At 66.2% G+C, this 26158-nt stretch carries 22 protein-coding genes; 5 read left to right on the top strand and 17 right to left on the bottom strand.

The annotated features are described in order from the left end of the window. Window positions 1-270: 270 nt before the first annotated feature. Window positions 271-1860, top strand: a complete 1590-nt coding sequence (locus QW861_RS15670; protein WP_315751832.1) for an ATP-binding protein — start codon at window positions 271-273, stop codon at window positions 1858-1860. Window positions 1861-1950: 90 nt separating this feature from the next. Beyond that, on the top strand, window positions 1951-2511 hold the full coding sequence (locus tag QW861_RS15665) for a hypothetical protein (RefSeq protein WP_315751831.1): 561 nt from the start codon (window positions 1951-1953) through the stop codon (window positions 2509-2511). A 27-nt stretch (window positions 2512-2538) separates the two neighbouring features. On the opposite strand, the gene QW861_RS15660 is transcribed toward QW861_RS15665, so the two are convergent. Both QW861_RS15660 and QW861_RS15655 read right to left on the bottom strand, forming a co-directional pair. Continuing rightward, window positions 2539-3900, bottom strand: a complete 1362-nt coding sequence (locus QW861_RS15660) for a UDP-N-acetylglucosamine-peptide N-acetylglucosaminyltransferase (protein ID WP_315751830.1) — start codon at window positions 3898-3900, stop codon at window positions 2539-2541. 152 nt (window positions 3901-4052) lie between these two features. Then, window positions 4053-4322 carry a hypothetical protein gene (locus QW861_RS15655; RefSeq protein WP_315715049.1) on the bottom strand — a complete coding sequence of 90 codons (270 nt, stop codon included), beginning with the start codon at window positions 4320-4322 and terminating at the stop codon, window positions 4053-4055. Window positions 4323-4653: 331 nt separating this feature from the next. On the opposite strand from QW861_RS15655, the gene QW861_RS15650 reads away from it, so the two are divergent. Then, entirely contained in the window at window positions 4654-5475 is an 822-nt protein-coding gene (locus tag QW861_RS15650) for a porin family protein (RefSeq protein WP_315715048.1), read from the top strand. A gap of 81 nt (window positions 5476-5556) precedes the next feature. Here QW861_RS15650 and QW861_RS15645 read toward each other — a convergent pair whose 3' ends face one another. The 9 genes from QW861_RS15645 to QW861_RS15605 form a co-directional block, all read right to left on the bottom strand. Next, a complete protein-coding gene (locus tag QW861_RS15645; RefSeq protein WP_315751829.1) occupies window positions 5557-6681 on the bottom strand; it encodes an ABC transporter permease in 1125 nt (374 codons plus the stop codon). Window positions 6682-6684: 3 nt separating this feature from the next. Continuing rightward, window positions 6685-9432, bottom strand: a complete 2748-nt coding sequence (gene rbbA, locus QW861_RS15640) for a ribosome-associated ATPase/putative transporter RbbA (RefSeq protein ID WP_315751953.1) — start codon at window positions 9430-9432, stop codon at window positions 6685-6687. A gap of 8 nt (window positions 9433-9440) precedes the next feature. Then, window positions 9441-10541, bottom strand: a complete 1101-nt coding sequence (locus QW861_RS15635) for an HlyD family secretion protein (RefSeq protein ID WP_315751828.1) — start codon at window positions 10539-10541, stop codon at window positions 9441-9443. A 152-nt stretch (window positions 10542-10693) separates the two neighbouring features. Beyond that, on the bottom strand, window positions 10694-12640 hold the full coding sequence (locus tag QW861_RS15630) for a tetratricopeptide repeat protein (protein WP_315751827.1): 1947 nt from the start codon (window positions 12638-12640) through the stop codon (window positions 10694-10696). 69 nt (window positions 12641-12709) lie between these two features. Next, a complete protein-coding gene (locus QW861_RS15625; RefSeq protein ID WP_315751826.1) occupies window positions 12710-13453 on the bottom strand; it encodes a di-trans,poly-cis-decaprenylcistransferase in 744 nt (247 codons plus the stop codon). Window positions 13454-13489: 36 nt separating this feature from the next. After that, window positions 13490-13870, bottom strand: coding sequence for a transcriptional regulator (locus QW861_RS15620; RefSeq protein WP_315715043.1), 381 nt, complete (start codon window positions 13868-13870; stop codon window positions 13490-13492). Continuing rightward, entirely contained in the window at window positions 13857-14474 is a 618-nt protein-coding gene (locus QW861_RS15615) for a hypothetical protein (RefSeq protein ID WP_315715042.1), read from the bottom strand. The genes QW861_RS15620 and QW861_RS15615 overlap by 14 nt, the downstream gene beginning before the upstream one ends. 144 nt (window positions 14475-14618) lie before the next feature. Then, window positions 14619-14912 carry a DUF3551 domain-containing protein gene (locus tag QW861_RS15610; protein ID WP_315715041.1) on the bottom strand — a complete coding sequence of 98 codons (294 nt, stop codon included), beginning with the start codon at window positions 14910-14912 and terminating at the stop codon, window positions 14619-14621. Between the two features lie 208 nt (window positions 14913-15120). Continuing rightward, the gene (locus QW861_RS15605; RefSeq protein ID WP_315715040.1) at window positions 15121-16095 is read right to left on the bottom strand and encodes a tripartite tricarboxylate transporter substrate binding protein; all 975 of its coding nucleotides are present in this window, start codon (window positions 16093-16095) and stop codon (window positions 15121-15123) included. 112 nt (window positions 16096-16207) lie between these two features. Between QW861_RS15605 and QW861_RS15600 the strand changes: the two genes are divergently transcribed. Beyond that, complete coding sequence (locus QW861_RS15600) at window positions 16208-16618, top strand: VOC family protein (protein ID WP_315751825.1); 411 nt, start codon at window positions 16208-16210, stop codon at window positions 16616-16618. Between the two features lie 18 nt (window positions 16619-16636). On the opposite strand, the gene QW861_RS15595 is transcribed toward QW861_RS15600, so the two are convergent. Together QW861_RS15595 and QW861_RS15590 are read right to left on the bottom strand one after the other, a co-directional pair. Next, window positions 16637-17965, bottom strand: a complete 1329-nt coding sequence (locus tag QW861_RS15595; RefSeq protein WP_315715038.1) for a DUF2330 domain-containing protein — start codon at window positions 17963-17965, stop codon at window positions 16637-16639. After that, window positions 17962-18786, bottom strand: coding sequence for an RnfABCDGE type electron transport complex subunit D (locus QW861_RS15590; protein WP_315751824.1), 825 nt, complete (start codon window positions 18784-18786; stop codon window positions 17962-17964). Before QW861_RS15590 ends, QW861_RS15595 begins: the two co-directional genes overlap by 4 nt. 155 nt (window positions 18787-18941) lie before the next feature. On the opposite strand from QW861_RS15590, the gene QW861_RS15585 reads away from it, so the two are divergent. Beyond that, on the top strand, window positions 18942-20516 hold the full coding sequence (locus QW861_RS15585) for an AMP-binding protein (protein WP_315751823.1): 1575 nt from the start codon (window positions 18942-18944) through the stop codon (window positions 20514-20516). A gap of 8 nt (window positions 20517-20524) precedes the next feature. On the opposite strand, the gene QW861_RS15580 is transcribed toward QW861_RS15585, so the two are convergent. The 4 genes from QW861_RS15580 to QW861_RS15565 all read right to left on the bottom strand — a co-directional run bounded on the left by QW861_RS15580 (window position 20525) and on the right by QW861_RS15565 (window position 26034). Next, complete coding sequence (locus tag QW861_RS15580) at window positions 20525-21826, bottom strand: cytochrome P450 (protein WP_315751822.1); 1302 nt, start codon at window positions 21824-21826, stop codon at window positions 20525-20527. A 112-nt stretch (window positions 21827-21938) separates the two neighbouring features. Further along, window positions 21939-23048 (bottom strand): HD-GYP domain-containing protein, encoded by a 1110-nt coding sequence (locus tag QW861_RS15575; RefSeq protein WP_315715034.1) that lies wholly within the window; start codon window positions 23046-23048, stop codon window positions 21939-21941. Between the two features lie 218 nt (window positions 23049-23266). Then, entirely contained in the window at window positions 23267-25549 is a 2283-nt protein-coding gene (locus tag QW861_RS15570) for a xanthine dehydrogenase family protein molybdopterin-binding subunit (protein ID WP_315751821.1), read from the bottom strand. Beyond that, window positions 25546-26034 (bottom strand): (2Fe-2S)-binding protein, encoded by a 489-nt coding sequence (locus tag QW861_RS15565; RefSeq protein ID WP_315715032.1) that lies wholly within the window; start codon window positions 26032-26034, stop codon window positions 25546-25548. The genes QW861_RS15570 and QW861_RS15565 overlap by 4 nt, the downstream gene beginning before the upstream one ends. Window positions 26035-26158 lie beyond the last annotated feature (124 nt).

The raw sequence follows: 26158 nt of genomic DNA, 5'->3' as shown, positions 1-26158 counted from the left end.
CTCCTTGTGTACTATATCGTACAGACTATACCGATCGGTACACACCGTCAAGCCTCAGATGTCGAGCGGAGCTCCAGGCACAGGCTCGGCCGTGCGCCAATCCGCGTCGACGCGCGGGGGCCTATGCCTGCGGTGCCCCTCTACCAAATGTGCGCGTCGCGACAGTCAGGACCCTTGTGTGCTCAACGGAAATTCGATGATCTGCTAAGGGAACCGACCGCGCCGCGGGGGCGACACGGTCCGTCGGCCACACTTTTGGGGATATCGGACATGTCGATGCTCACGCCGCATGGCGAGTGCCTGCTGTGGACACCTGAGCTGATCTGGGTGAACACGGTGTCCGACATCCTCATCTCCTTCGCCTTCTTCACCATCGCGTTCGTGCTCGCCTTCATCGTCTATCGCCGCCGCGACTTTCAGTTCAGCTACATCTTCTGGGCCTTCGCGCTGTGGGTGTCCGTCTGCGGGCTGACACGGCTGATCGAGGTGCTCACGATCTGGGTTCCGGCCTACAGCCTGGAGGCGGCCACCAAGGGCTTCCTGGCCTTCCTGTCGGTCGGCATCGCCGCCGCGCTGTTGCTGCTGCTGCCGCGGGTGCTGACGATGCCGTCCCGCGCCGAGCTGCGGAACGCCTATGCGCAACTCGAGGAGGAGACGCGGCAGCGGCGCAGTGCGGAAGCCATGGTCCGGCGGTTCCAGGAGATCGAGGCCACCGAGGCGCAGGTGCGGCAGGCGCAGAAGATGGAGGCGATCGGCCAGCTCACCGGCGGCGTCGCCCACGACTTCAACAACATCCTCACCGTGATCACCGGCACCATCGAGATCCTGGCCGAGGCGGTCAAGGACCGGCCGCAGCTGGTGCAGATCACCAGCCTGATCAACTCGGCGGCGGCGCGCGGCGCCGACCTGACGAAGCACCTGTTGGCGTTCGCCCGCCGCCAGCCGCTGCAGCCGCGCAGCGTCGACATCAACGGCATGGTGGTCGACACCGCGCGCCTGCTGCGCCGGACGCTCGGCGAGCAGATCGAGATCGAATCCATGCTGGCGCACGATTCGGCGCCGGCGATGATCGACCCCAGCCAGCTGTCGACCGCGATCCTGAACCTCGCGCTCAACGCGCGCGATGCCATGCCGGACGGCGGCAAGCTGACCCTGGAAACCAAGAACGTCCTGCTCGACGCCGCCTATGCGCGCATGAACCCGGAGGTGATCCCCGGCAACTACGTGATGATCGCGGTCAGCGACACCGGCGAGGGCATTCCCGCCAACCTGCTCGACAAGGTGTTCGAGCCGTTCTTCACCACCAAGGACGTCGGCAAGGGCGTCGGCCTCGGCCTCAGCATGGTCTACGGCTTCGTCAAGCAGTCCAACGGTCACATCAAGATCTACAGCGAGCCGGGGCACGGAACCTCGGTCAAGCTGTACCTGCCGCAGGCCAATGCCGATGCCGATGCGGCACTGTCGACCATCGGCGCCGAGGGCATGGAGCGCGGCGACGAGACGATCCTGATCGTCGAGGACGATTCGCTGGTGCGCGAATATGTCATCGCCCAGATCAAGCGGCTCGGTTACACGACGCTCGCGGCCAGCAAGGCCGACGAGGCGCTGGCGCTGATCGACAGCGCGACGCGGATCGATCTTTTGTTCACCGACATCATCATGCCTGGCGGAATGAACGGCCGCCAGCTCGCGATCGAGGCGCTGAAGCGGCGTCCCAGCCTCAAGGTGCTGTACACGTCGGGCTATACGGAGAACGCGATCGTTCACCACGGCCGCCTCGATGCCGGTGTGCTGCTGCTCACCAAGCCGTATCAGAGCGCCGATCTCGCACGCATGCTGCGGACCGCACTGAACTCTTGACCGTGCGATGCGCGACGCATGATCCGGCCTGCGGGCGCGCGCGTTTCCGGGCCGGTGATGCGCACCTTCTTGCGGAGCTGAGGGACTTGAATGGCTGAGATGTTTTCACGCGGGCTGGCCGCCGTGCAGGCCTATGCGTCGGCCGATGACCCGCAGTCCGACATCGCCGCCAAGGTCGCGCTGATCATCGTCTCCAACCAGCCGTTCTATCCGCTCTATCTCCATGCTATCGTGGGCGCGGCGGCGTGGCCGGCCTGGCTGACGCTGCTCACGACGCCATTGTTCGCCAGCGTGCCGATGCTCGCGCGGCGCAGTCCGTTCGCCGGCCGCGCCTTGATGGTCCTGACCGGCACGGCCAACACGGTGTTCTCCGTCAAGCTGTTCGGCGCGCAGAGCGGCGTCGAGCTGTTCCTGCTGCCTTGCGCCCTGCTCGGCGCGCTGCTGTTCCGGCCAGCGGAGCGCCTGATGTCGTTGCCTTTGCTGGGACTGCCATTCGTGTCCTATCTGCTGATCGATGCCCGCCTTGGCGCGCCGCTGATGAAGGTCGCCAACTCCAATTACGGGTCGCTCGTCGCAATCAACGCGACCAGCGTCGGCGCGCTGACGGCCCTGATCGGGATCCTCGCTGCCGGACGCATGGCGACGCAGTAAGGCGCAGCAGGCCCGCCTCGTCCCTGCTCAAGACTTCGACGCCCAGATCGGCCCTGGCGCGCCGCCGCTGCGGCGGCGGTGCCACATCTGGTCGTAGAGATCCTGCAGCGACCGGGCATAGGCGGCAGCGTCGAACAGCGGCGCGGCCAGCCGGTTGCGCCAGAGCCTGGCCTTGGCCGCCTGCAGCAGATCCGGCTCGGCGGCGAGCGTCAGCGCCACCGCCAGATAGTCGGCCTCGTCCGATGCAATGAGCTCGGGACATCCGACCGCATGTAACAGGCTGCCAGCCACCCGCGAGGCAAACGTATCCCCGGCGCAGCTCACGATCGGCACGCCGGCCCACAGCGCGTCGCTCGCCGTGGTGTGGGCGCCATAGGGCGCGGTGTCGAGCACGAGATCGGCGAGCTGGAGCCGGCGCAGATGCTCGCCTTGCGTCGTTTCCGGCGCGAACACCAGGCGACCGGGCGCCACGCCGCGCCGAAGCGCCTCGCCGCGCAGATTGCCCTCGGCCGGATCGGACGCCAGCAGCCACAGCACGCTGTCCGGCGTCGCGTCGAGCAGGCGGCACCACAGGTCGAACACCGCGGGCGTGAACTTGTAGGCCTGGTTGAAGCAGCAGAACACGATGCCGGCGTCCGGCAGGCCGACCTCGGCACGGGTCGGCGCCGGGCCCAGCGCCGCCCGGCCGTGCGGCTTGTACGAATGCGGCATGTAGGCAAAACTCTCCGAATAATCGGCCGCAACGGCCAGCGGCGTCATGAACGGATCGGTGATGATGTAGTCGCAGATGTCGCCGCCCAGCGTCCCGGGATAGCCGAGGAAATTCACCTGGACCGGCGCCGGATGCAGCATCAGGATTCCGGTCCGGGCGCCGCGCGTATAGCCCTTCAGGTCGACCAGAATATCGATCTGCGCGGCATGCACCGCGGCCGCGGCGGCGCTGTCGCTCAGCGCGGTCACATCGTGGAAGCCGTCGAAGACGGCGTGCAGCCGGCCCCGCATGGCGCCGCGATCGTCGGCGCCGAACGAGAACGCATGCAGCTCGCAGCGATCGCGGTCATGCGCCTCGAGCGCTTCGATCAGCAGATGCGCCGTGGCGTGGTCGTGGAAGTCGTTTGAAAGGTATCCGACACGAAGCTTGTCGCGGAATGTCAGATCGAAGCGAAAATCCAGCCGCGCCCGCTCGGCGCTGCTGGCGGCGATCCGGTCGCGGGTCCACAGCTCGGAGCAAAGGCGATGCTCGCCGGCGCTCATGCCGGGCACCGATAGCAGCAGGAATGGCGGAATTTGCCCCGATCGCGCCTGCGCCAGCGACAGCCGGGCATCGGTCGACGACCGGGCGAAATCGTCCCAGGCACACATGCCGCGGTCGCGCCCGAGCGATCTCATTCAGGTCCATCCATGGCGGAGCTGACATCAGACCCAGCAAGTCCTGCGCCAGACCCCGGCCTGCAGATGAAATGGAGACGCGCTGTGACAACTCCCTCACTGTCGCTCGGGCGCCGATCGCGCCGCAGGAATGACGCGCTGTGCCCGAAGAACTACGCGGCCGCCATCTGCCGGTGCGACGGCCGGTAGGAGCCCCCGTGATGGCCAATATTGTAGTTGATGTTCGCCGGCGGTTGCGATGGTGCCTGGCGAGCGACGAAATAATCCTCGAGCTCGGCGACCGCACGGCTTTCCCATTCGGCCGCCTGCGCCAGCAGCGAGTCACGCTGATGTGGGCGAAATGCCGCAGTCTGGCGGTACAAGGAGGCGATGGTCCGATAGCGCCGCACGTTCTCGAGAACCGCTTCCCCATTCATCATCATGATGCTCTCCCCTCTCCGTCCCCCAGGACGCGCCGAAGGTGCACGCGCCCGATTTGCGAAATCGTTAGCGGGCAAGACCGCGTGCCCGGATGGTTGGCGAATCCTTGACTAACGCGGTGCGGCCGATTGTCCGCTTCGTCGAAACGGCTCGGTATCAGTTGACCGCCTCGTCGGATTTACAATGACTTAAGGTTAAGACCACACGCGCGGGAAGTGACATCGTCACAGATACTTACGCTCACGAGTGTTGTAGTTGAACTACAGCCTAATCGGCCGAATTGTGAGAAAAGCTTGTCTCAATGTTGCTGATTTTGATTGAGGATTGTGACCGATGAAGACTCTTGCCTCAGCCGTCTCTTTGCTCCTCGCCAGCTCGCTCGGCGCATTCGCCGCGGATCTGCCGGCCCGCTACACCAAGGCTCCCCCTCCGGTCGCGATCTACAACTGGACCGGCTTCTACTTCGGCGGCAGCGTCGGCTACGGCTGGGGCCGGTCGAACTTGAACACGACGCTGGACCAGACCAGCAGCTGGGCGGTCGAGGGCGCCGCCTTCCAGAATGAGTTCGTCAACATCAGCAACAACCGGCTCAATCCGGCCGGCGTGCTCGGCGGTCTCCAGGCCGGCTACAACTGGCAGAGCGGCGCCGGCGTCTTCGGCATCGAGGCCGACATCAACGGATCGGACCTCAACAAGCGGACTGTCTACACGGCGGCCAACCCGCCCACGACCCGCACCTTCAACGAGAGCATCCGGAACGACTGGTTCATGACCCTGCGCGGCCGCGCCGGTTACGCGGTCGATACGACGCTGTTCTACGTCACTGGCGGTCTCGCGGTCGGCAATGTCAAGGGCAGCTGGGATCTGACCTCGGCAAACGGCTACACCAAGACCGCCTCGGCCAACGAGACCCGGGTCGGCTGGACCGTCGGCGCGGGTGTCGAGCATGCGTTCGCACCGAACTGGACCGTCAAGGCAGAGTATCTCTACACCGACCTCGGCAGCATCAACTACACCTCGGCCTACGTCCCGGGCAGCACCTTCGCCCCGCCCGGCTCGAACTACGTCGAGCGCCTGTCCCAGGACTTCTCATTCCACACGGTCCGGGTCGGCGTGAACTACAAGTTTGGCGGCCCGGCGGCCGCGCGCTACTGATCGCCGTCATCCATAGCGACGCCATTCAAGGAAGAGCCTCGGCCCAGTGCCGAGGCTTTTTTGTTAGGGTCGAGGGCGGGCTCAGGCCGCCGCGATCGCCGCCCGGAAGCGGCGCAAGGTCAACGCCAGGACCACCGCGCCGATCGCCGCCACCGCTACGAATTGCGGCCAGACGACATCGATGCCGGCGCCGCGATAGAGGATCGACTGGGCGAACGACACGAAATGCGTCGACGGCGACGCCTTCATGATGGTGGCGAGCCACACCGGCTGGCTTTCCACCGGCGTCATCCCGCCCGACAACAGGTTCATCGGCACGGCGACGAGGATATAGAGCAGACCGAGCTGGGGCATCGACCGCGCGATGGTGCCGAGAAACAGCCCGACGGCGGTCGCGAAGAACAGATACAGCACGGTGCCCACCATGAACAGCGGGATCGAGCCCATGATGGGCACGCGCAGATACCACCGCACGACGGCGTAGAGCGCGATGGCGACGGCGACCGCGATCACCAGCGCATTGGCCCAGATCTTCGACATCGCGATCTCGAAGGGCGACAGCGGCATGACCAGCAGATGATCCATGGTGCCATGTTCGCGCTCACGCACCAGCGCCGCGCCGGCCAGGATGATCGCGAGCATGGTGACGCTGTTGATGATGCCCATCACGCCTTCGAACCAGGCCGTCGTGACGTTGGGATTGAACGCGATCCGCGTCACCAGGTTGACCGGGGCGGACGAGGATGTCTCGGAGCGGGCGACGAACCAGGCGACCTCCGTATTGATGATCTGCAGCGCATAGCCGGATCCGATTCCCGCCTGGATCATCGCGGTCGCATCGACGTTGACCTGCACCGACGGCTTCCGCCCGGCAAGGACGTCACGCTGGAAATTCGGCGGGATGTCGAGCACGAACGTGAAGCGACCGCTGTTCATGAGCCGCTCCACCTCGCCTTGGCTGATGTAGACAGGCGGCTGGAAGTAAGGCAGCTGGAATACGCTGGCGATCCGACGCGACAGCTCGGAGCTGTCCTCGTCGACGACGGCGATCGAGGCGCGATGCAGCTCCTGCGAACTGCTCTGCGCCTGGCTGATCACCGCCACCGTGAACGAATAGATCACGAGCCCGATCAGCACGACGTCGCCGAACAGGCTGCGCAGCTCCTTGGTTCCGAGCCAGAACACGTTGGAGAGCGAGCGCATCATGGCTCACGCCTCCTGCTTCGGCAGCATCGCCAGGCTGAATCCGGTCAGGACGGGAATGAAGATCAAAAGGATCAGGATGTCGGCGCCGACATCGGCAAAGCCCAGCCCCTTGGTGAAGGTGCCGACCGCGATCGGGCGGTAGTACGTCATCGGGAAGACCATGCCGATCAGCTTGGCCACACCGGACAAAGACGACACCGGGACCAGCATGCCCGAGAACTGCGTGGCCGGCAGCACGGTCAGGATCGCGGTCCCGAACAGCGCCGCGATCTGGGTACGGCAGAAGGTCGAGATCAGCATGCCGAAGCCGGTCGTGGTGACGACGTAGACCAAGGTGCCGACCATCAGCGGCAGAAAGGCGCCCTTGAGCGGGACTCGGAACAGGACCATCGCCATCCCGTACATCAGCGCGAAATTCACCAGCGCGACGGCGATGTAAGGCAGCTGCTTGCCAAGCAGGAATTCGAGCCGCGTCACCGGCGTGACATAGAGATTGGTGATCGACCCCAGCTCCTTCTCGCGCACGACCGCGAGCGCCATCAGGATGGCCGGAAACAGCGCGAGCAGCAGTGCGATCGTGCTTGGGGCCATCGCGTAGATGCTGTCGAAGGACTGGTTGTACTTGAACCTGATCTCGACATTGACCGGCGAGGCCGGCAACGGCTGCGTCGTCTTGACGGCGGGATCGGAGAGATAGAGCTGATGTGTGCCTTCGAGGTAGCCACGGATGGTCTCGGCGCGGAACGGCATCGCGCCGTCGATCCAGGCCGACACGAAAGCCGGCCGGCCGCGCTTGATGTCGACACCGAAGTTCGGCGGGATCTCGATCGAGGCCTTGATGTCGCCGCTCTTCATCCGCCGTTCGAGCTCGGCATAGTTGGCGAGCGGTGGCCTTTCGACGAAATAGCGCGAGCCTCTGAGCTCCGACAGATAGGCGCGACTCTCCGGCGACTGATCGCGGTCGAGCGCGGCGAAGGTCAGGTTGTTGACGTCCGTGGAGATGCCGAAGCCGATCACGATCATCAGGAACGCCGTTCCGAACAGCGCGAACATCAGCCGGATCGGGTCACGGATCAGCTCGAGACCTTCGCGGATCGTGTAAGCGAGCAGCCGCCGCGGGCTGACGGCGGCCTGCCGTTGCTCGTCCCGCGGCCGATCGGCGGGGCGTGGATCGGGTCTCGCCTGGGTCAGCGTGACCGGCGGATCGGCGACGCCGGCATCCTGCTCGAGGAAGGCGATGAACGCCTGCTCCAGCGTCTGCGCGCCCTTGGCGCGGATCAGGCCGTCCGGCGTGTCGGTCGCCAGCACCCGCCCCTCATGCATCAGCGACAGCCGGTCGCAACGCGCCGCCTCGTTCATGAAATGCGTCGAGACGAAGATCGTCATCTCATCTTGACGCGAAAGTTCGATCAGCAGGCGCCAGAACTGATTGCGCGCGACCGGATCGACGCCCGACGTCGGCTCGTCCAGGATCAGCAGATCGGGTCCGTGGACGATCGCCACCGCGAGCGACAGGCGCTGGCGGATGCCGAGGGGAAGATCGGCCGCGAGGCTGTCGATATGGTCGGTGAGGTCGCAGCGCTCGACCAGTTCGGCAATCCGCTTCCCGGCAGCGGCCAGCGGCAGATGGAACAGCCGCGCATGCAGCACCAGGTTCTGCCGCACGGTGAGCTCGCCATACAGCGAGAACGCCTGCGACATGTAGCCGACGCGACTGCGCGATTCATGATTGCCGGCCTCCATGGAGCGGCCGAAGATCAGCGCCTCGCCGGCGCTGGGAGGCAGCAGCCCTGTCAGCATCTTCATCGTCGTGGTCTTGCCGCAGCCGTTGGAGCCGACGAAGCCAAAGATCTCGCCCTTGCGGATCTGGAAGTTCACGCCGTCGACCGCGGTGAAATCGCCGAAGCGGCAGGTCAGGTCGCGCGCGACGATCACGGTCTCGTGGCTGCCGTCGAGCTCGGACTTGGCCGGCATCTCGGCGCGGTCGCGCGCCGGCCGGTCGGGCAGCAGCGCGACGAACGCGTCCTCGATCGACGCCGCATGGGTCTGCGCCTTGAGCTCCGTCGGCGTGCCGGTCGCGAGGATGCGCCCGTCGTTCATCGCGATCAGCCAGTCGAAACGCTCCGCCTCCTCCATATAGGCGGTGGCGACGATGACGCTCATGCCCGCCGCGCTGCGCGCGCGCAGACGGTCGATCAGGTCCCAGAACTGCCGGCGCGACAGCGGATCGACGCCGGTGGTCGGCTCGTCGAGGATGAGCAGATCGGGATCATGGATCAGCGAGCAGCACAGGCCGAGCTTCTGCTTCATGCCGCCGGACAGCTTTTTTGCCGGCCGGTCGGCGAAATCGGACAGCGCCGTCGCCTCCATCAGCTCGGCGATGCGCCAGTCGCGCTCGGACCTCGACTGGCCGAACAGCCGGGCAAAGAACGCGATGTTCTCGCGCACGCTGAGATCGGGATAGAGATTCTTGCCGAGACCCTGCGGCATGTAGGCGATCCGCGGACACACCTGCGTGCGGGCGCGCCGGTCCGCCATGTCGGCCCCGAGCACGCGCGCCTGCCCGTCCTGGATCGCGCGCGCGCCGGCCAGGATCGACAGCAGCGACGACTTGCCGACGCCATCGGGACCGATGAGCCCGACCACGCGGCCGGCGGGAATGTCGATCGAGACGTTGTCGAGCGCGATCACGCCGCGATAGCGCTGCGAGACGTTCCTGACCATCGCGACCGGTGACGCATCGCCGATCATGTCGGCCATCATGGCGAGACTTGCAGACGCGCCGGCCATGCGACGTCGGGATTCCACCTGACATACGCCACGCCCGGCAATCCGCTCCTGACGGCATCGGCATGCGCAGCCAGTCTGTCCGGATCGACGCGTACACGGATGCGAAACATCAGCTTGTCACGCTCGCTGCGGGTCTCGACCGTCTTCGGCGTGAACTGCGCCTGGCTCGCCACGAACGCAACTTTCGCCGGGATCGGACGATCCGGATAGGCATCGAGCACGATCCGCGCTTCGGTGCCGATCTTGACCTTGCCGACCTCCTCGGTCGGCAGGAACACGTCCATGTAGACATAGCCGATGTCCAGCATGGTGAAGACCTTGCCGCCGGCGGCGAGAACTTCGCCGACATTGGCGAGACGATATTGAATGCGGCCGGGCTTCGGCGCGATCAAGGAATTGTCGGCGATCTGAACGGTGTAGAGCGCGACGTCGTGACGAACCGCTTCGAGCCCGCGTTCGGCTTCGAAAATCCGCGCCTGCGCGCCGGCAAGGCCGGCGGTCGCATTGTCGAGCGCCTGCTGGCGCTGATCGGCGAGCTCGCGTGTGGTCCAGCCGCTCTGCAGCAGGCTGCGGGTGCGCTCCATCTCCTGCTCGGCGAGCGTCTTCTGCGCCTGCAGTTGCGCGAGATTGGCACGGGCCTGGTCGACGACGTGCTGCGCCTGCTCGGCCTGGGCTTGCGCCTTCGACAGCGATTGCTGCAGCTCCTTCGTGTCCATCCGCGCCACGATCTGCCCGGCCTCGACGCGATCGCCGATATCGGCGCGCAGCTCGGCAACGCGCCCGGCATATTTGGTCGCGATGTCGATCTCGTCAGCCTCGATGCGGCCGTTGCTGACGCTGATGCCCACCGGCAGCGGCGGATGCAGGCGCTGCCACCAGACGTAGCCGCCACCACCGGCAGCCCCGACGGCGAGCACGAGCAGCAGAAACGGCCACAACGCCCACCTGCGCCGCGGCTGATGGGACACGGGAACAGGCACCGCCGACGAGGGAACGACAGCGCCGGGTCCAGCATGCGTATCACGAACAGGCCGGATGTCACTGACAAGCTCGGATTCCTGCTGATTCATTCCAAAAACGCCTTCGTCGCTGAAGCAGGCGTTCCGTGTGCCATACGCACGCAGAAATCCGTTGACGCAGCTCAATCGCCATCGGGCGGCACGCGCCGGCGGCTCAGCCAGCCGATCACGTTTCAGTTATGGCGTCGTTGATGCTCAAACGTTCAGCACACGCTGACCATCGCGAGCCGTGCGGCGAGCGCCTCGCGCACGCGCGCGACGACGTCGGCATAGTCACGTCGCGCGTCCTGGCGGAACAGCCGCACGCTCGGATACCAGGGACTGTCGTCACGGCCGAGCAGCCAGCGATAATCCGGCGTGAAGGGCAGCATGATCCAAGTCGGCTTGCCCAGCGCGCCGGCCAGATGCGCCACGCTGGTATCGACGGTGATGACCAGGTCGAGATTGTCGATCAGCGCCGCCGTATCGACGAAGTCACGGATGTCAGCGGTGAGATCGAGAATGTCGTCGCGCGCGGCGAGCGCGGCCTTGTCGGATGGCCGAGGCTCCTTCTGCAGACTAACGAACCGCGCGCCGGTCTCGAGCAGCGGCGCGAGCGTCGGCAACGAAATCGAACGGTTGTGATCGTTGAGATGCGCGGGGTTGCCCGACCAGACCAGGCCCACCCGCAAGCGGTCATGCGGACCGAGTCGCTGTTCCCAGATCGCCCGGCGCGCCTCGGGAGGGCGCGGCAGATAGCACGGCGCAGCAGGGATGGTGTCGAGCCGGGTGGCGAAGGCGAGCGGCAGGCTCGACAGCGGGCAGTGATAGTCGATGGCAGGCAGCGCATCGATGCCGCGGGCAAGACACTGCGCCACGCCGTCCAGGCCGGACAGAAGCGGCTGCAGCGGCGCGTCGACCTCGAGCGCGACGCGCGCGCCCTGCGCGGCCACCAGGGTGGCGTAGCGCGAAAACTGGATCGTGTCGCCGAGCCCCTCGTCGCTATGGAGCAGGATCGTCTTGCCGGCGAGGGGCGCGTCCGCAAGCCACAGCGGCGCCTCGAAGCTGCGCTCGACGAAGCCGACGGCGCGACATTTTCGTCCCCATTCGCGCGCCGCCCAGCCGCGGGCGAAGTCGCCGGTCAGCAGCCGGAACAGCGCCGCGTTCCAATGCGCATCGGCCAGATCAGGCTTCAGCGCGACGGCGCGATCGAAGCTTTCGAACGCCTCTGCAAAGCGATGCAGCTCGGCCAGCGACGTGCCGCGATGATTGTGGAAATCCGCGGTCTGCGGCCGGAGCGCGATCGCTTTGTCGAACATGGCGACGGCGTCATCGTGACGGCCGAGGTTCTGCAGGATGCATCCATAGCCATTGGCGAAGTCGGGATTGTCGGGCGCCAGCAGCTGCGCGCGATGGCCGAGAGTCTCGGCTTCCTGGTAGCGGCGCAGCCGCCGCAGCGCGATGCCGTTCAGGTACAGCACACCCGCCTGATCCGGCATCACTGCCAGCGACTGCCCGAAGCGCGAGATGGCCTGCTCGTAATGGCCAGCATCGAAATGAAGCGCTCCGGCCTTATTGGCCGCCTCGACGTGATCTGGCTTGAGCTGCGCCACCTGATCGAAGGCCAGCGCCGCCTCGTCACGCCGGCCCTGGGCTTCGAGCACCTCGCCGAGACGAAACCACGTCGCGGCACGATCGGGCGCGAGCTGCAGCAGCCGATCACAGGCCAGCGCCGCCTCGGCGTGCCGCCCCCTCAGTTGCAGCAGTTCGCCAAGCGCATCCCAGCTCTCCACAGCATCCGGCTGAAGCTGCAGCGCGCGATCATAAGCCTTGATCGCTTCATCGACGCGGCCGGAGCCCCGCAGCGCCTGCGCCAAGCCGACGAAGGACTCCGCTGCGGACATATCCTGCCGAACGGCGCGGGCAAACCACTCGATCGCATCATCGACGCGCTTGAGCGCCAGGCAGACCTGTCCCATCGCACGCAGCGCGTCGAGCGAGGCCGCGTCCAGCGTCAGCGCGCGGCGGCACGCATCCTCGGCCTGCGCGAGCCGGCCGGCGCGCAGCAGCCGCAGCGCGGCGGCGCACAGCGCATCGGGCGTATCGGTGTGGCCCATCGATCCGGATCTGACCGGAGGCTTGCCGGCAGGCCGGCGCTGCTTGTGCTTCATCAGGGGATCTCTGCGCTCGTGCTGCAAGCGGTAGATGATTCCCCGATGTGCGGAAAGATTGGGCCGTCGTCAGGCGACCGGTGCCGGCGCCAGCGGCACCGCCTCGAGTCCTCCGAAGCGGCGCTCGCGGCCGCGGAACGAGGCGAGCGCCTGCGCGAGATCTGCAGCATCGAAATCGGGCCACATCCGCTGGGTGAAATGCAGCTCGGCATAGGCGCCTTCCCAGAGCAGGAAATCGGACAGGCGCTGCTCGCCGGAGGTGCGGATGATCAGGTCAACGTCGCGCAAGCCGGCTTCGCCGGTCACGAGGTCGGAGAACGCCGCACGCGTCAGGCCGTCGATTTCGCGGGCCTTCGCCGCGGCCTCGAGGATCGCGTCGCGCGCCGAATAGTCGACGGCGATGCGCAGATGCAGGGTGCTGCCGTCGCGGGTTGCCGCTTCGGCCCGGCCGATCGCGTCGGCGATGCCGCCGGGCAGCCGGTCGCGACGGCCGATCACGGTGAGGCGGACGCCGTTGCGTACCAGCGACTCCACCTCGCTGGCGAGATAGACCCGCAACAGCGCCATCAAGGCGGCGACCTCGGCACGCGGGCGTCGCCAATTGTCGCTGGAGAACGCATACAGCGTCAGGGTCCCAATGCCCTGGTCGGGCGCCGCTTCGACGACGCGCCGGATCGCCTCGACCCCCGCCTCGTGCCCGCGCAGCCGCGACAGGCCCTTGCGCGTCGCCCAGCGGCCGTTCCCGTCCATGATGATGCCGACATGCAGGCCATCCACCACAGCAGGCGATTTAGGTTGCAGACTACTTTGCATTGCAAAGCTCCAGGTCAAAAAAGTGCGATGCGCGATTCAGATGCGGCCCGGGATCAGGCCGACCGACGATGGCGTATGTTCCTTGCCGGCAGCCGCCGCGGCGTCGCGGACGAGGCGCTCGAGCACGGCGAGATAATCGAGGAAGCGGCGGCGTCCCGCTTTGGTCAGCCGGCAGGTGGTATGAGGGCGATTGCCCTCATACCCCTTGGTGACCTCGACGAGACCGGCTTCCTGCAGCACCTGCAGATGGCGCGACAGATTGCCGTCCGTCAGCCCGCAGAGCTGCTTGAGGTCAGCAAAAGCCAGACCCTTCGGGTGCGCCATCAGCGAGGTGAGCAGGCCGAGCCGTGCCTTCTCGTGGATGACGCGATCGAGGCCGTCATAGGAGAACGGCGCGCTGCCGTCAGTCTTCGACATCGGACTCTCCGGTCGCAAAATACAGAATGCCCGCCATCAGCCCCTGTCCGATCGCGAACGGAAGCCCCATCGTCCAGGGCGACAGCGCATGCGTGGCGCTGCCGACCAGCAGCACGGCGAAGCCGGCCATGAAATAGAACGCCCCGGCAAGCGCCACCGTGCGTGGCAGCGAGCGCACCGACGCGAACACGCCGAGCGACATCAGGATCTGCCACAGGCCCGGCAGCATCCACAGCGCCTCCGGCGCGAACTTCCACAGCAGCACCGCGAGCAGCACGCCAGCGATGCCCGCTGGCAGGAACTGCTCGACCGCCTGATGAATCATCGCGTCCGCAAGGCCGGAATGATGCCGGCGCGACCGCGCCCGCATCTCGAACCAGATCATCGTCAGCGACACGCAGGCTGCCGCCGCCCATCCGAGCAGGAACGTCCACGCGTCGGCCGTCGGGTCGCGCAGAAACAGCTGCTGAAGCAGCGCAGTGACCAGCGCTACGGCCGAGGTCGCGGCCATCGTCGCCGGCCCGTAGCCGCGAAATGCCGTGCCCGCCGCAAGCTGGCTGCGGATCGCGATGATGTCCGCCAGCGCCTTATCGAGGTCGCGCATGTCTCACCTGAGGCCCGGAACGGCTCGTTTAACTTTGCAATACAAAGTATATACGAACGCAAAGTCGATGCAAGCCCGCGCGATTCCGGAAGCGCGCCTGCGTCAGCCGCTGGGCCGCGCGTGCCGACCCGCTCCGTAGAGGCGTCAGTAATACTGATACCGGTGCACGCGGCGCGGCGGCGGCATGTCGACATAGACCGAGGGGCCGCGGCGGGCAGGATCGAACGCGACGCGCGGATTGATGCCACAGCCTGCATTGCGCCCGGAGGCACTCGCCCGGCATTGCTCGAAGGTCTGATAGGAGCAGTCGCCGGGGTAACCGACGCCTCGGCCCTGCACACACCAGGGATAGTCGTAACCGCCTGCGGAGGCCGGCGCGATACCGCCACCAAGTGCAACGCCGACGAGGCCGGCTGCCATCATCATAACCTTGCGCATGATCTGTTCCTCTTTTGGCCGGAGGGTTGCACCACACCGGCATGGTCAAAAAACGACAAATCGGCGGAACGGATCACCAACCAAGGCCGTGACGTGTCGCATGCGCGGCACGTCACCTTCAGCCCTCGACGCCCGTCTCGCGGGCCGGCGCCTCATCGAAGACCCGTCGCGGCACGCGGCCCAGCGATTGCGGCGTCGCCAGGTCGACTCATTCGACCTTCAGGCCGGCGAACTCGACGACCTTCTTCCACTTCTCGGTCTCGGCGGCGATCTGGGCGCCGAACTGCTCCGGCGACTGGATCAGCGGCTCGCCGCCGAGATCGACCAGACGGGCCTTGATCTCGGGCTCGGCCAGGATGGTGTTGACCTGCTTGTTGAGCTTCTCGACGATCTCCTTTGGCGTGTTCTTCGGCGCGCCGATGCCGAACAGCGCGCTCGCCTCGTAACCGGGTACGGTCTCGGCGACGGCCTGGACGTCCGGCAATTGCGGCGAACGCTGCTGCGTGGTGACGCCGAGCGCTCGCAACGAGCCGGAGCGGATGTGCTGGATGATGGAGGGCATGTTGTCGAAGATGACCTGCACCTGGCCGCCGAGCATGTCGGTGATCGCGGGCGCCGCGCCGCGATAGGGCACGTGTTGCATCTTGGTTCCGGTCATCGCCATGAACATCTCGCCCGACAGATGCACCGAGGTGCCGTTGCCGGACGAGGCCATGTTCACCTTGCCGGGGTTTGCCTTGAGATAGGCGATGAACTCGGCGACGTTCTTGGCCTCGATGTCCTTGTTGACGGTCATCACGTTGGGGACGCGGTTGAACGAGGCCACCGGCGCGATGTCGCGGACGAAGTTGAACTTGAGATTGGTGTAGAGGCTCGCATTGATGTAGTTGGCCGGATTGACCAGCAGCACGGTGTAGCCGTCGGCCGCCGCGTTCACGACGGCATCGGTGCCGATATTGTTGCCGGCCCCCGGCTTGTTCTCGACGATGAACTGCTGACCGAGCGTCTCGGACAGCCGCTGGCCGATCAGCCGCGCCAGGATGTCGGTCGCGCCGCCCGGAGGATAACCCACCACGAAGCGGACGGGACGGGTGGGATAGTCGGCCGCGGACGCCTTGCGAACGGCAGCGATGGACGGGACGGCGGAGGCGATCAGACCAAGCGCGGTACGACGTGAAATCATGCGTTTCCTCAGGCATTATCGTTGAGCGGCGGTTAACGAGCCGCCGGGATCGATTGTAGCAGAGTGCCGCGATTGCGGCGAGATCGATGCCCCATCAGGAGGGAAGAGCCCCATGCCGGTCAAGGTCGATGCGCTCGATCATCTGGTCATCAATGTCGCCGACGTGGACCGCACGACGGCGTGGTACCAACAGGTGCTGGGCATGACGGTCCAGGTGTTCGATCCCGGACAAGGCAAGGCGAGGCGCACGTCGCTGCTATTCGGGAACCAGAAGATCAACGTGCGACCGAAGGACGCGGACAAGGTCGATTGGTTCACGGCCGACCATGTCGCGGCCGGCAGCGACGACGTTTGCTTCCTCACCACCAGCACCCCCGACGAGGTGGTGGCGCATCTCGAGGCGCTCGGCATTGCCATCGAGGAGGGCCCGGTCGCCAAGCAGGGCGCGCGCGGCACGCTGCGCTCGGTGTATTGCCGCGATCCCGACGGCAGCCTGATCGAGATCTCCTCGTATCAGGATTGAGCCGAGGCCGCCCTTAGGTCATTTCGTCACGGTCTCGCCGCTCTTGTCCATTTTCGCGATGATCTCGCTGCGCGACCATCCGGTCAGTTGCGCGAGATCCGTCGCCTGCGTGGCGAAACGTGCGGCGAGACTGTCCCGGTAGGTCTTCGCCGCGGCACAGGACGCCTCGCCGCGCCAGGGATGGTGCTGGACATAGCGACCCTGGAAATTGCTGCGGTCCTTGGTCTCGGCGAAGACGATGTCCTCGGGGAAGGACTTCGCATCGTAGCGCACGTGCAGCCGGGTCACGAAGGCGCTGGCTCCGGCCGTGCCCCGGCGGAGACTGAAGGCGGTGTCATCGTCGCTGCCGATCCAGCGCGCGCCGAGCTCGACCAGTTCCTTGTTGCTCATGGGATCGGCGGCGCAGGGGTCGCACCATCCCATGTCCCAGGCATATTCCACGAACACCGCCTGCATGTTCTCGCGCGCGACCGCCCGCTCGAACAGCGCCTTGTAGAACGGCCCGAACTCGTCCTTCACATAGAGCGGAACATCGATATCGGATGGGATCTTCACCGTTCGATAGTTGGCCGCCTCGATGCGGCCGCTCCTGGTGAGCGCATAGATGATCAGGTCCTGCGGTCCCCTGGCGTTGACCGTGCCGAGCCGCAGCGGCACCATGAACTTGGCGCTCCGGTAGCGCACCTGCAGGGGCCGCAGGGAGCCGTTGCCGATCCCCTTCATCCGCTCGACATTGACCTTCGCGACGAAGAACCGCATGCCCTGCCTGATGTAGCTGCCGAGCACGGCCTCGGCGCCTTGCGGGATGCGATAGTCGTTGTCGGTCAGCCAGCGCGTCAGTCCGTCGCTCTCCTGCGCCGACAGGATCAGCACGTCGTATTCGGCGACGTCGTAGCTGGCCTCGACGGTGACGCCGTAGTTCCGCCGGGTCATTTCGTAGACAGCGCCTGCCATCATCGGCGCCGCCGGCATCGCCCGCGCCGCAACGACGACCGGCGCGCATGGATCGGCATCATGATATTCGACCAGCCGCGGCGCGGTGTATTTGTCGAGATGGTCGATGGTCTTCGGCTCGACCACGCCGATCTGCTTGCGCTCGATGAAGGTCGGCACGGGGACGACCACCGCGAACTCCTTCACGTCGCCCTCGAAGTCGCTGGCCATCGTGATCGCCGTCTGCTCGCCGTCGCGGGCCAGCACGACCTTCGATGACTGGTTGAACAGCTTCGCGTCGGCCTGGGCGACATAGAAGCCGCAAAAGGCATTCGCGGGCGCCATCGCTGCGTTCGCCAGGATCGCGGCGGCCGCGACGCCGGTGCGGAAGAGCTTGCTGTAACGCAGGGTCATGTCGACACTCCTTCGGGAACGGGCGAACGCCAGGAAAAGCGGGTCTCAGGGACGAGCCGGTCGAGCAGCAGCGTGAGCGGCGACAGCGCGATCAGCGACACGTAGAGCGCCGGCCGCATCTGCATGGCGAAGGTGAGGTAGTGCGCCGCGACCGCAACGCTCAGCGCGAACAGCAGCCGGCCGACGCGCGAGTCCGGCGAGGTGCGCGGGTCGGAGATCATGAAGAAGGTGAAGATCAGCAGCGAGCCGCTCTGCAACTGATGCAGCGGAATCGCCAGGGGATCGCCGAGCCAGGCGGCGCGCAGCAGCAGCAGTGCGGCATGGCTGGCGAAAAAATAGAATGCGATGTCCGCGCGTCGAGAGGCGCCGAGCACCAGGATCGCGAAGAAGCCGGCGAGGCTCGCGAACCAGATCTCCGTCCCCCATTGGCCGGGCGAGATCCACACGCCCTTGGAGCTGAACAGCAGCGCCACGATCGCCAGCCCCGCCGGGTTGAACACGTGCTTGCCGTCGACGCGCAGCACGAATTTCGAGCCGATGGCGATCACGGCTGCCGCCGCATGCAGCCACAGCGCATCGGCGCGCAGCAGCAGGCTGAGCGACAGGCCGGTGATCAGCGGAGACTTGAGATCGAGCGGCGCGCCGGAGATGCGGCAGCAGACCACTTGCGTGAGCAGCGCCATGGCGACCGCGACCACGCTCGCTGCGGGACGCGCGCCGAAATCGATCATGGCGAAATTGATCGCCAGCAGCGTCGCCAATGCCGCGATCTGGAAATAGCGGGCATCGGGCAGCCGCCATGGTCGTGGCTCGGCCTGCATGCAAACCTCCGGGCGTGTCTTGCCGCGCCATTGGTCGCCCGCGAACGGAGACGGGTTCAATCCCGATTTGATCGCGACGGCGCAAGGTGGCAGAAGATGACGACGAGAACGAAGCGGCCGGAGACAGGCCGTACTCAAGAACGACGGGAGCGAAGATGACGGGAACGACGATGGCAGCGGGCACGGTGACGCCGTTCGACGGCATGGACGTGCCGTGGCTGTTGAAGCTGCGCAGCGAGACCCGGCGCGATCATCCGTTCCTGATCTCGGCGCCGTTCGAGGCACCGGCGCGCCGCTGGACCTATGGCGCGTTTCACGAGCGTGTCGGCGCATTGGCGGCCGGGCTGGTCAAGCGCGGCGTCCAGCCCGGCGATGCCGTGCTGATCCATCTCGACAATTGCGTCGAGGCGATGCTTGCCTGGTTTGCCTGCGTCGAGCTGGGCGCGCTCGCCGTCACGACCAACACGCGCTCGGCAGCCGCCGAGATGAGCTACTTCGCGGAGCACTGTCGCGCGGTGGCTGCGATCACGCAGCCGGCCTATGCCGAGATGATCGCAGCGCATTGCCGCGGTCTCAAATGGATCGCCGTGATCTCGCACGATCCGGGTCAGGCGGAGGCGTCGGCCGTCGAACGAGGCGAGCGCTTCGAAGCGCTGTTTGCCGACAGCGCCGATCGGCCGCGGCGGCCGGCCGATCCGCTGGCGCCGTGCAGCGTGCAATACACCTCGGGCACGACATCGCGGCCGAAGGCGGTGCTGTGGACGCATGCCAACGCGCTGTGGGGCGCCAAGGTCAACGCCGTCCATGAGGATCTGCATCAGGGCGACGTGCACCAGACCTATCTGCCGCTGTTCCACACCAACGCGCTGGCCTATTCGATGCTTGCCACACTCTGGGTCGGCGCGACCTGCGTGATCCAGCCGCGCTTCTCCGCGCGCCGGTTCTGGAGCGCGGCGCTCGAGCATGGCAGCACCTGGACCTCGACCATCCCGTTCTGCATGAAGGCGCTGCTCGACCAGGAGGTACCGAAGCATCACAAGTTCCGGCTGTGGGGCACGGCGGTGTCCGAGCCGCCCGCCTTCGCCAAGTTCGGCATCAAGATCATCGGCTGGTGGGGCATGACCGAGACCATCACCCATGGCATCGTCGGCGAGGTCGATCAGCCGAACGCGCCGATGTCGATCGGCCGCGCGGCGCCGGAATACACCATCCGCATCACCGACGATGACGGCCGGCCGACCGAGGTCGGCGCCACCGGCAATCTCGCCATCAAGGGCGTGCCCGGCCTGTCGCTGTTCGCCGAATATCTCTACAACGACGAAGCGACGCGCACGAGCTTCGATGCCGACGGCTTCTTCCTGACCGGCGACCGCGTCACGCGCCTGGCCGACGGCTTCATCACGTTCGGCGATCGCACCAAGGACATGCTCAAGGTCGGCGGCGAGAACGTCGCGGCGTCCGAGATCGAGCAGGTGATCATCACCGTGCCCGGCGTACGCGAGACCGCCGTCGTCGCCAGGAAGCATCCGATGCTGGACGAGGTGCCGGTCGCGTTCGTGATCCCGCAGCCCGGGATCGCGCGCGACGAACTGCCCGACAAGGTGCTGGCCGCCTGCCGCGCCGGGCTCGCCGACTTCAAGGTGCCGCGCGAGGTCAAGCTGGTCGACGAGATGCCGCGCTCGACCCTCGAGAAGGTCGCAAAGGCCGAGCTGCGCAAGCTGCTGGATTGAGCGCCGCGTCAGCCCATCGTGACGCGGATCGGCAGCTTCTTCGGTCCGTTCACGAACGTTGCCCGCGTCATCAGCACCGGCCCCGCCGGCGACAGCGATGTGAGCCGCGGCAGCAGTTCCTCGAACAGGATGCGCATCTCGAGCTTGGCGAGATGCTGGCCGAGGCAGAGATGCGCGCCATAGCCGAACGCGACGTGGCGGTTCGGCTTGCGGTCACAGCGGAACGTGTCGGGCTGCTCGAACACCGCCTCGTCGCGATTGCCGGACGCGTAGCACAGCATCAGCCAGTCGCCCTTGGCGATCCTGCGTCCGCCGAGCTCGGTGTCGGCGGTGGCGCTGCGCATGAAATGCTTGACCGGCGTCATCCAGCGGATCGCCTCGTCGACGAGGCCCGGGATCAGCTCGGGATTGGCTTTGACGCGCGCGAACTGCTCGGGATCTTCCGCCAGCGCCCAGATCGCGCCTGCCGTGGACGACGACGTCGTGTCGTGACCCGCGGTCGCCACGATCATGTAGTAGCTGGTGCGGTCGTGCAGCGGCATGTCCTCGCCATTGATCCTGGCGTTGGCAATGACGGTGGCGAGATCGTCGCGCGGATGAGCCTTGCGGTCTCCGGTGATGCGCTGGAAGTAGGCGGCGAAATCGGCCACCACCGCCTGCAGCATCGCCGCGAACACCTCGGCCGACAGCGCCTCCCGCACCCGCGCCGTGTCCGGATCCTGCGGGCCGAACAGCTCCTGCGTCAGCTTGAGCATGCGCGGCTCGTCCTCCTCCGGCACGCCGAGAATCTCCATGATCACGTGCAGCGGATAGTGGAGCGCGACGTCGGCGACGAAATCGCAGACGCCGCCATTCGCCGCGGCCTTCGCCGCCATGCGGCCGACGGTCGCCCGCGCGATCTCGCGAATGCGCGGCTCGAACTTGGCGATGTTGGCCGGCATGAACCAGCCCTGCGTCAGCGCGCGATATTTCGGATGGTCCGGCGCATCCATCTGCACCAGCGAACGCACGAGATTGGGCTGGCCGGTAATCTTGTGAACGCGCTCCAGCACCGCCTTGTTGGTCAGCGTGGTCGCACGGTCGGCATTGTGGAACAGATCGTTCTGACGGCTGATGGCGAGAATGTCAGCGTGCCGCGTCACCACCCAGAACGGATCGAACGCATCGAGCTCGGCCCGCCCGAGCGGATTGTTGGCGCGCAGCCAGCGATAGGCATCATGGATGCGGTGGTCGGCATAACAGGCCGGATCGACCAGCGCGGCGGCGATGTGCCCGGGAATGACCTCGCCGGCCTGTTCGGCTGCGCCCATGCTGCTCCTCCCGCCTTTCACCGATTGGCGGGTAGGATAGTGCGCCTCGGCCGAGATGCACTTGCGTCGAGCGGCTACCCTCGGGCGATGGATGCGCTCTCAGGCGATCGCGTCAATGCGCGCCCATCGCGACCGGGCGGAACGCCTGTAGCAGCTGCTGGTCGAGCTTCGGGCCCATGTTCTCCATGATCTGGAACGCGCGCGCATGGGTGAAGGCCGGCCGATAGGCGCGGTGCTCGATCAGCGCGGCGTAGATGTCCACGATCGTGGTGAGGCGCACGATGTCGCTGATCTGCTCGTTGTGCAGCGCGTCGGGATAGCCGGAGCCGTCGAGGAATTCGTGGTGATGCAGGATGACGTCGAGCATCTCCGGCGGGAAGCCGCCCTGCCGCCACAGCGCCTCGTAGCCGCGGCGCGGATGCTGGCGAAGCAGCGCGATCTCTTCCGCCGTCAGCTTGCCCTGCTTGTCGAGGATCGCGACCGGGATGAACGCCTTGCCGACGTCGTGCAGCAGCGCCGCGCGGACCAGCCGGCGCTGGTCGTCGTCGCGCATGCCCAGATGAATCGAGAAGCCGACCGCAAGGCCGGTCACGAACAGGCAATGCCGATAGGTGTCGTTGTGATGACAGCCGACCACGGTCATCCATTCGCGCAGCGAGGAGTGCTTGATCGCCTTCAGGATCTTGTTCTCGGCCGCGACGATGTCCTCCATCGTCAGATGCGCGCCGGTGGGCAGCTTCTCGAAGATCTTGACCATGATGGCCTGCGCGGCCTCGACGCCGCGATTGAGCAGCTTGCCGCGATCGGTCTCGTCATAGCCGTCGTCGGCGGGAAGCGCCGAGCGGATGCGCTGCAGCACGTCGGCCGGGCTGAACGGCCGCGCGATGGTATCGGTGGCGCCGAGCGCCCATGCCTGCATGGTGGCGTGGTGCAGCGCCTCCGCGAGCACGAACAGCCGCGGCACGTCGCTATAGGCGCGTGACGACAGCTTCTTGCGCACCCGCTGCACGCTCTCGGGCGAACGCAGGTTGATGTCGACGATGACGCCGGAGAAGCGGTTGCCGGGGTTCTCGGGGATTTCGGTGGTCGGCATCATGTCGACGTCGCCGACCGAGCGCAGGATGCGCGCCAGCTCGCTGCTCTGGTCACCGCGATCCGACGCGAGCAGGAGATGGCGCCTGTTCGCGGTCTGGGTCACGGTCTGCTTGGCTGTCGCGCTCATACGTGCTCGCCCCCTGCGGTTTGCTGCCCATGCAAGTTACCGGGATACGGGTTCGTCGCGGCTTAAGCCGATCATTCAAGCTGTATCGTTTCAGGTGAGCGAGACGTTAAGAGGATCATTCAAATCGTGCCGCGCGAGAACCTGACCGCAGCGCAAAAAAGACCCGCCGGAGACGAGCTCCGGCGGTTCCCAGATACAGGAATGGTCTCGCGACGACGCTAGGCCTTCATCGCGGCCTTGACCGCTGCGGCGGTGATCGGCAGCGAGCGCAACCGCGCGCCACAGGCGTTGTAGATGGCGTTGCCGAGCGCCGGCGCGACCACGGTCACCGCGGGCTCGCCGACGCCGGTCGCCTTCTCGCCATTGGCGATCACGGCGATCGCGACCTCCGGCACCTGGCTCATCCGCAGCGGCGTGTAGCTGTCGAAGTTGGTCTGCTCGATGCCGCCGTCCTTCAGCGTCGCCTTTTCGTACATCGCCAGCGACAGCCCCCACAGCGCCGCGCCCTCGACCTGGGCGCGGATGTTGTCGGGATGCACCTGGGTGCCGACATCGGTCGCCACGGTGAGCTTCTTCACCGTGACCGCGCCCGTGGGCGCAACCGCGACATGGGCGACGCACGCCGTCCAGCTCGCCGTGGCACGCTCCTGCGATGAAACGCAGGAGACGCCCATGCCTTCGCCTTGCGGGAGCTTCCTGGCGCCGTAGCCGGACAGGCCCATCGCTGCCAGCAGCGTGTTGCGCAATCGCTGCGCGCCGCCGTCGTTCTTGCCCTTGCCGTCGAGCAGCGCAATGCGGAACTGCGCCGGGTCCTGCCCCGAGGCCACCGCGATCTCGTCGATCATGCTCTCGACCGCCCAGAACGTCCAACCCGGCGCCACCGAACGGAGTTGTCCCGATGGCGTCGCATTATGCGCGAGTTCGTTCTTGATCGCGCGCACATGATGATTGGGCACGGTGTAGAAGAAGTCGGCGCCATTGACCGTGAACGAGTCGAGCGGGCCCTTCTTGTCGACCGAGGGCGACAGGAAGTCCGGGATGCCCCAGCGCGCCGTCGGCCAGGCCGAGACGACGTCATGGCTGAGCGCGATCAGCTTGCCGTTGCTGTCGAGCCCGGCCTTGACCTTCTGGTAGGTGAGCGGCCGCGAGTAGTCCATCGTCATGTCGTTCTCGCGCGAGTAGATCACCTTGACCGGCTTGCCGACCGCCTTGGCCGCCTGCACCGCCGGCACCATCATGTCGGCATCGAGCCTGCGGCCGAAGCCGCCGCCGAGCCAGGCCTGGTGCATCACGACGTATTTCGGATCGATCCCGGCCGCAGCCGCCGCGATCGCGCCGGAACGGGTCGCGAACTGATTGCCGGTGTAGATGTGCAGGATGTCACCCTTGAACTCGGCGGTCGCGTTCATCGGCTCCAGCGGCGCATGGATGTTGATGCTGGTGGTGTACTCCGCCTCCAGCACCTTGGCCGCGCCCGACATCGCTGCAACGGGATCGCCGTCCTTGACGAAGAACTGCCCGGCATCGTCCTGCGCCTGCAGCCGCATCGCCTCGGTGATGATGGTGTCGGTGCTGACATTGGCATAGGGGCCTTTGTCATAGCTGATCTTGAGCGCGTCCGCCGCCTTCCTGGCGTTGGCATAGGTGTTGGCGACCGCCACCACCCAGCCCGAGGTCGAGCCGGTCTTGTCGTCGAGCGTCACCGCCTTGATGAAGCCCGGCACCTTCTTGGCATCGGAGTCGTCGACCGCCGTGACCGTCGCGCCGAAGCGCACCGGCGGCGTGACGACCTTGCCGTAGACCATGCCCGGCAGCATCGTATCGATGCCATATTTCGCCGTGCCGTTGGTCTTGGAGGGAATGTCGAGCTGCGGCACCGAGACGCCGATCATCGTGTACTGATCGGGCGTCTTCAGCGTCAGCGCCTTCAATTCGTCAGGCGTGAAGCTCTTGGTGATCTTGCCGCTCCTGACGATCTCGGCGTAGCTCATCTGCTTCTTGGACTTCGGATGCATCACGACGCCGTCGCGCACCACGAGTTCGTTGGCCGGCACGCCCATCGCGGTCGCAGCGGCTTCGGTGAGCGCGATGCGGCCCGCGGCGCCGGCGCGGCTCATGGCATCGAAGTTCATCATCGTGCTCCAGCTGCCGCCCGTGATCTGGGCGCCGAGCACGGGATCGTTGAACTTCGGATCGTTGGAGGCGAGCTGGACCCGCATGTCCTTCCAGGCCGCGCCGAGCTCCTCGCAGACGATCTGCGCCATGGTGGACGCAATGTGCTGGCCCATGTCGGCCTTGCCGCAGGTCACGGTGACCAGGCCATCCGGCGCGATCGCATACCAGACGCTGGGTTCGAAATTGGCCGGCGCCGCGGCCGCCAGTGCGCTGTCGGCGAGGCCGGCATAGCCGAGCACGAGGCCGGTGGCGGCGGTGCCGACCAGGAAGGAGCGGCGGCTGAGATCGGTCGCGACCGAGGAATTGGTTTTGACGTGCTGGTTCATGTCGCTCTCCGGTCGCTCGAGTTGGACGCGGTGCGCATTTCGGACGCGGCGCGCTGGATCGCCTTCTGAATCCGCGAATAGGTCATGCAGCGGCAGAGATTGCCGTCCATATGCGCGACGATCTCCTCCTTGGTCGGGCTCGTGGTCTTGGCGAGCAGCGTGGCCGCCTGCATGATCTGGCCGGACTGGCAGTAGCCGCATTGCGGCACCTGCTCGGCGATCCACGCCTTCTGCAAGGGATGATCGCCCTTCTGCGACAGCCCCTCGATGGTCGTGATCTTCTTGTTCGCGACGTCGCCGACCATGGTCTGGCACGAGCGCACGGCCTCGCCGTTGACATGCACGGTGCAGGCGCCGCACAGCCCGGCGCCGCAGCCGAACTTGGTGCCGGTCATCTGCAACTGCTCGCGGATGACCCATAGCAGCGGCGTGTCGTGCGCCGCGTCGACGGACATGGTCCGCCCGTTGATGGTGAGATTGGGCATTTGGTTTCTTCCCCGCCCGGCGTGCGACTTCGCTTACGGCGAAGTTCGGTTTTATCGATTCGCTGGGACCCACCGGATAGATGCCAGCCATCATAAGAATGATCCCGTTGCGACGGCGACGCAA

The sequence above is a fragment of the Bradyrhizobium sp. SZCCHNRI1029 genome (assembly GCF_032487555.1).
In the GTDB taxonomy this organism is placed as follows: domain Bacteria; phylum Pseudomonadota; class Alphaproteobacteria; order Rhizobiales; family Xanthobacteraceae; genus Bradyrhizobium.
The sequence above is the reverse complement of the archived record's forward strand: the minus strand, read 5'-3'. Positions and strand labels throughout refer to the sequence as shown.

Excerpts from the sequence above, each read along its gene's own strand:
- QW861_RS15670 (WP_315751832.1), top strand. The coding sequence starts at position 271 with ATGTCGATGCTCACGCCGCATGGCGAGTGCCTGCTGTGGACACCTGAG.
- QW861_RS15665 (WP_315751831.1), top strand. The coding sequence starts at position 1,951 with ATGGCTGAGATGTTTTCACGCGGGCTGGCCGCCGTGCAGGCCTATGCG.
- QW861_RS15660 (WP_315751830.1), bottom strand. The coding sequence starts at position 3,900 with ATGAGATCGCTCGGGCGCGACCGCGGCATGTGTGCCTGGGACGATTTC.
- QW861_RS15655 (WP_315715049.1), bottom strand. The coding sequence starts at position 4,322 with ATGATGATGAATGGGGAAGCGGTTCTCGAGAACGTGCGGCGCTATCGG.
- QW861_RS15650 (WP_315715048.1), top strand. The coding sequence starts at position 4,654 with ATGAAGACTCTTGCCTCAGCCGTCTCTTTGCTCCTCGCCAGCTCGCTC.
- QW861_RS15645 (WP_315751829.1), bottom strand. The coding sequence starts at position 6,681 with ATGATGCGCTCGCTCTCCAACGTGTTCTGGCTCGGAACCAAGGAGCTG.
- rbbA (WP_315751953.1), bottom strand. The coding sequence starts at position 9,432 with ATGATCGGCGATGCGTCACCGGTCGCGATGGTCAGGAACGTCTCGCAG.
- QW861_RS15635 (WP_315751828.1), bottom strand. The coding sequence starts at position 10,541 with ATGAATCAGCAGGAATCCGAGCTTGTCAGTGACATCCGGCCTGTTCGT.
- QW861_RS15630 (WP_315751827.1), bottom strand. The coding sequence starts at position 12,640 with ATGAAGCACAAGCAGCGCCGGCCTGCCGGCAAGCCTCCGGTCAGATCC.
- QW861_RS15625 (WP_315751826.1), bottom strand. The coding sequence starts at position 13,453 with ATGCAAAGTAGTCTGCAACCTAAATCGCCTGCTGTGGTGGATGGCCTG.
- QW861_RS15620 (WP_315715043.1), bottom strand. The coding sequence starts at position 13,870 with ATGTCGAAGACTGACGGCAGCGCGCCGTTCTCCTATGACGGCCTCGAT.
- QW861_RS15615 (WP_315715042.1), bottom strand. The coding sequence starts at position 14,474 with ATGCGCGACCTCGATAAGGCGCTGGCGGACATCATCGCGATCCGCAGC.
- QW861_RS15610 (WP_315715041.1), bottom strand. The coding sequence starts at position 14,912 with ATGCGCAAGGTTATGATGATGGCAGCCGGCCTCGTCGGCGTTGCACTT.
- QW861_RS15605 (WP_315715040.1), bottom strand. The coding sequence starts at position 16,095 with ATGATTTCACGTCGTACCGCGCTTGGTCTGATCGCCTCCGCCGTCCCG.
- QW861_RS15600 (WP_315751825.1), top strand. The coding sequence starts at position 16,208 with ATGCCGGTCAAGGTCGATGCGCTCGATCATCTGGTCATCAATGTCGCC.
- QW861_RS15595 (WP_315715038.1), bottom strand. The coding sequence starts at position 17,965 with ATGACCCTGCGTTACAGCAAGCTCTTCCGCACCGGCGTCGCGGCCGCC.
- QW861_RS15590 (WP_315751824.1), bottom strand. The coding sequence starts at position 18,786 with ATGCAGGCCGAGCCACGACCATGGCGGCTGCCCGATGCCCGCTATTTC.
- QW861_RS15585 (WP_315751823.1), top strand. The coding sequence starts at position 18,942 with ATGACGGGAACGACGATGGCAGCGGGCACGGTGACGCCGTTCGACGGC.
- QW861_RS15580 (WP_315751822.1), bottom strand. The coding sequence starts at position 21,826 with ATGGGCGCAGCCGAACAGGCCGGCGAGGTCATTCCCGGGCACATCGCC.
- QW861_RS15575 (WP_315715034.1), bottom strand. The coding sequence starts at position 23,048 with ATGAGCGCGACAGCCAAGCAGACCGTGACCCAGACCGCGAACAGGCGC.
- QW861_RS15570 (WP_315751821.1), bottom strand. The coding sequence starts at position 25,549 with ATGAACCAGCACGTCAAAACCAATTCCTCGGTCGCGACCGATCTCAGC.
- QW861_RS15565 (WP_315715032.1), bottom strand. The coding sequence starts at position 26,034 with ATGCCCAATCTCACCATCAACGGGCGGACCATGTCCGTCGACGCGGCG.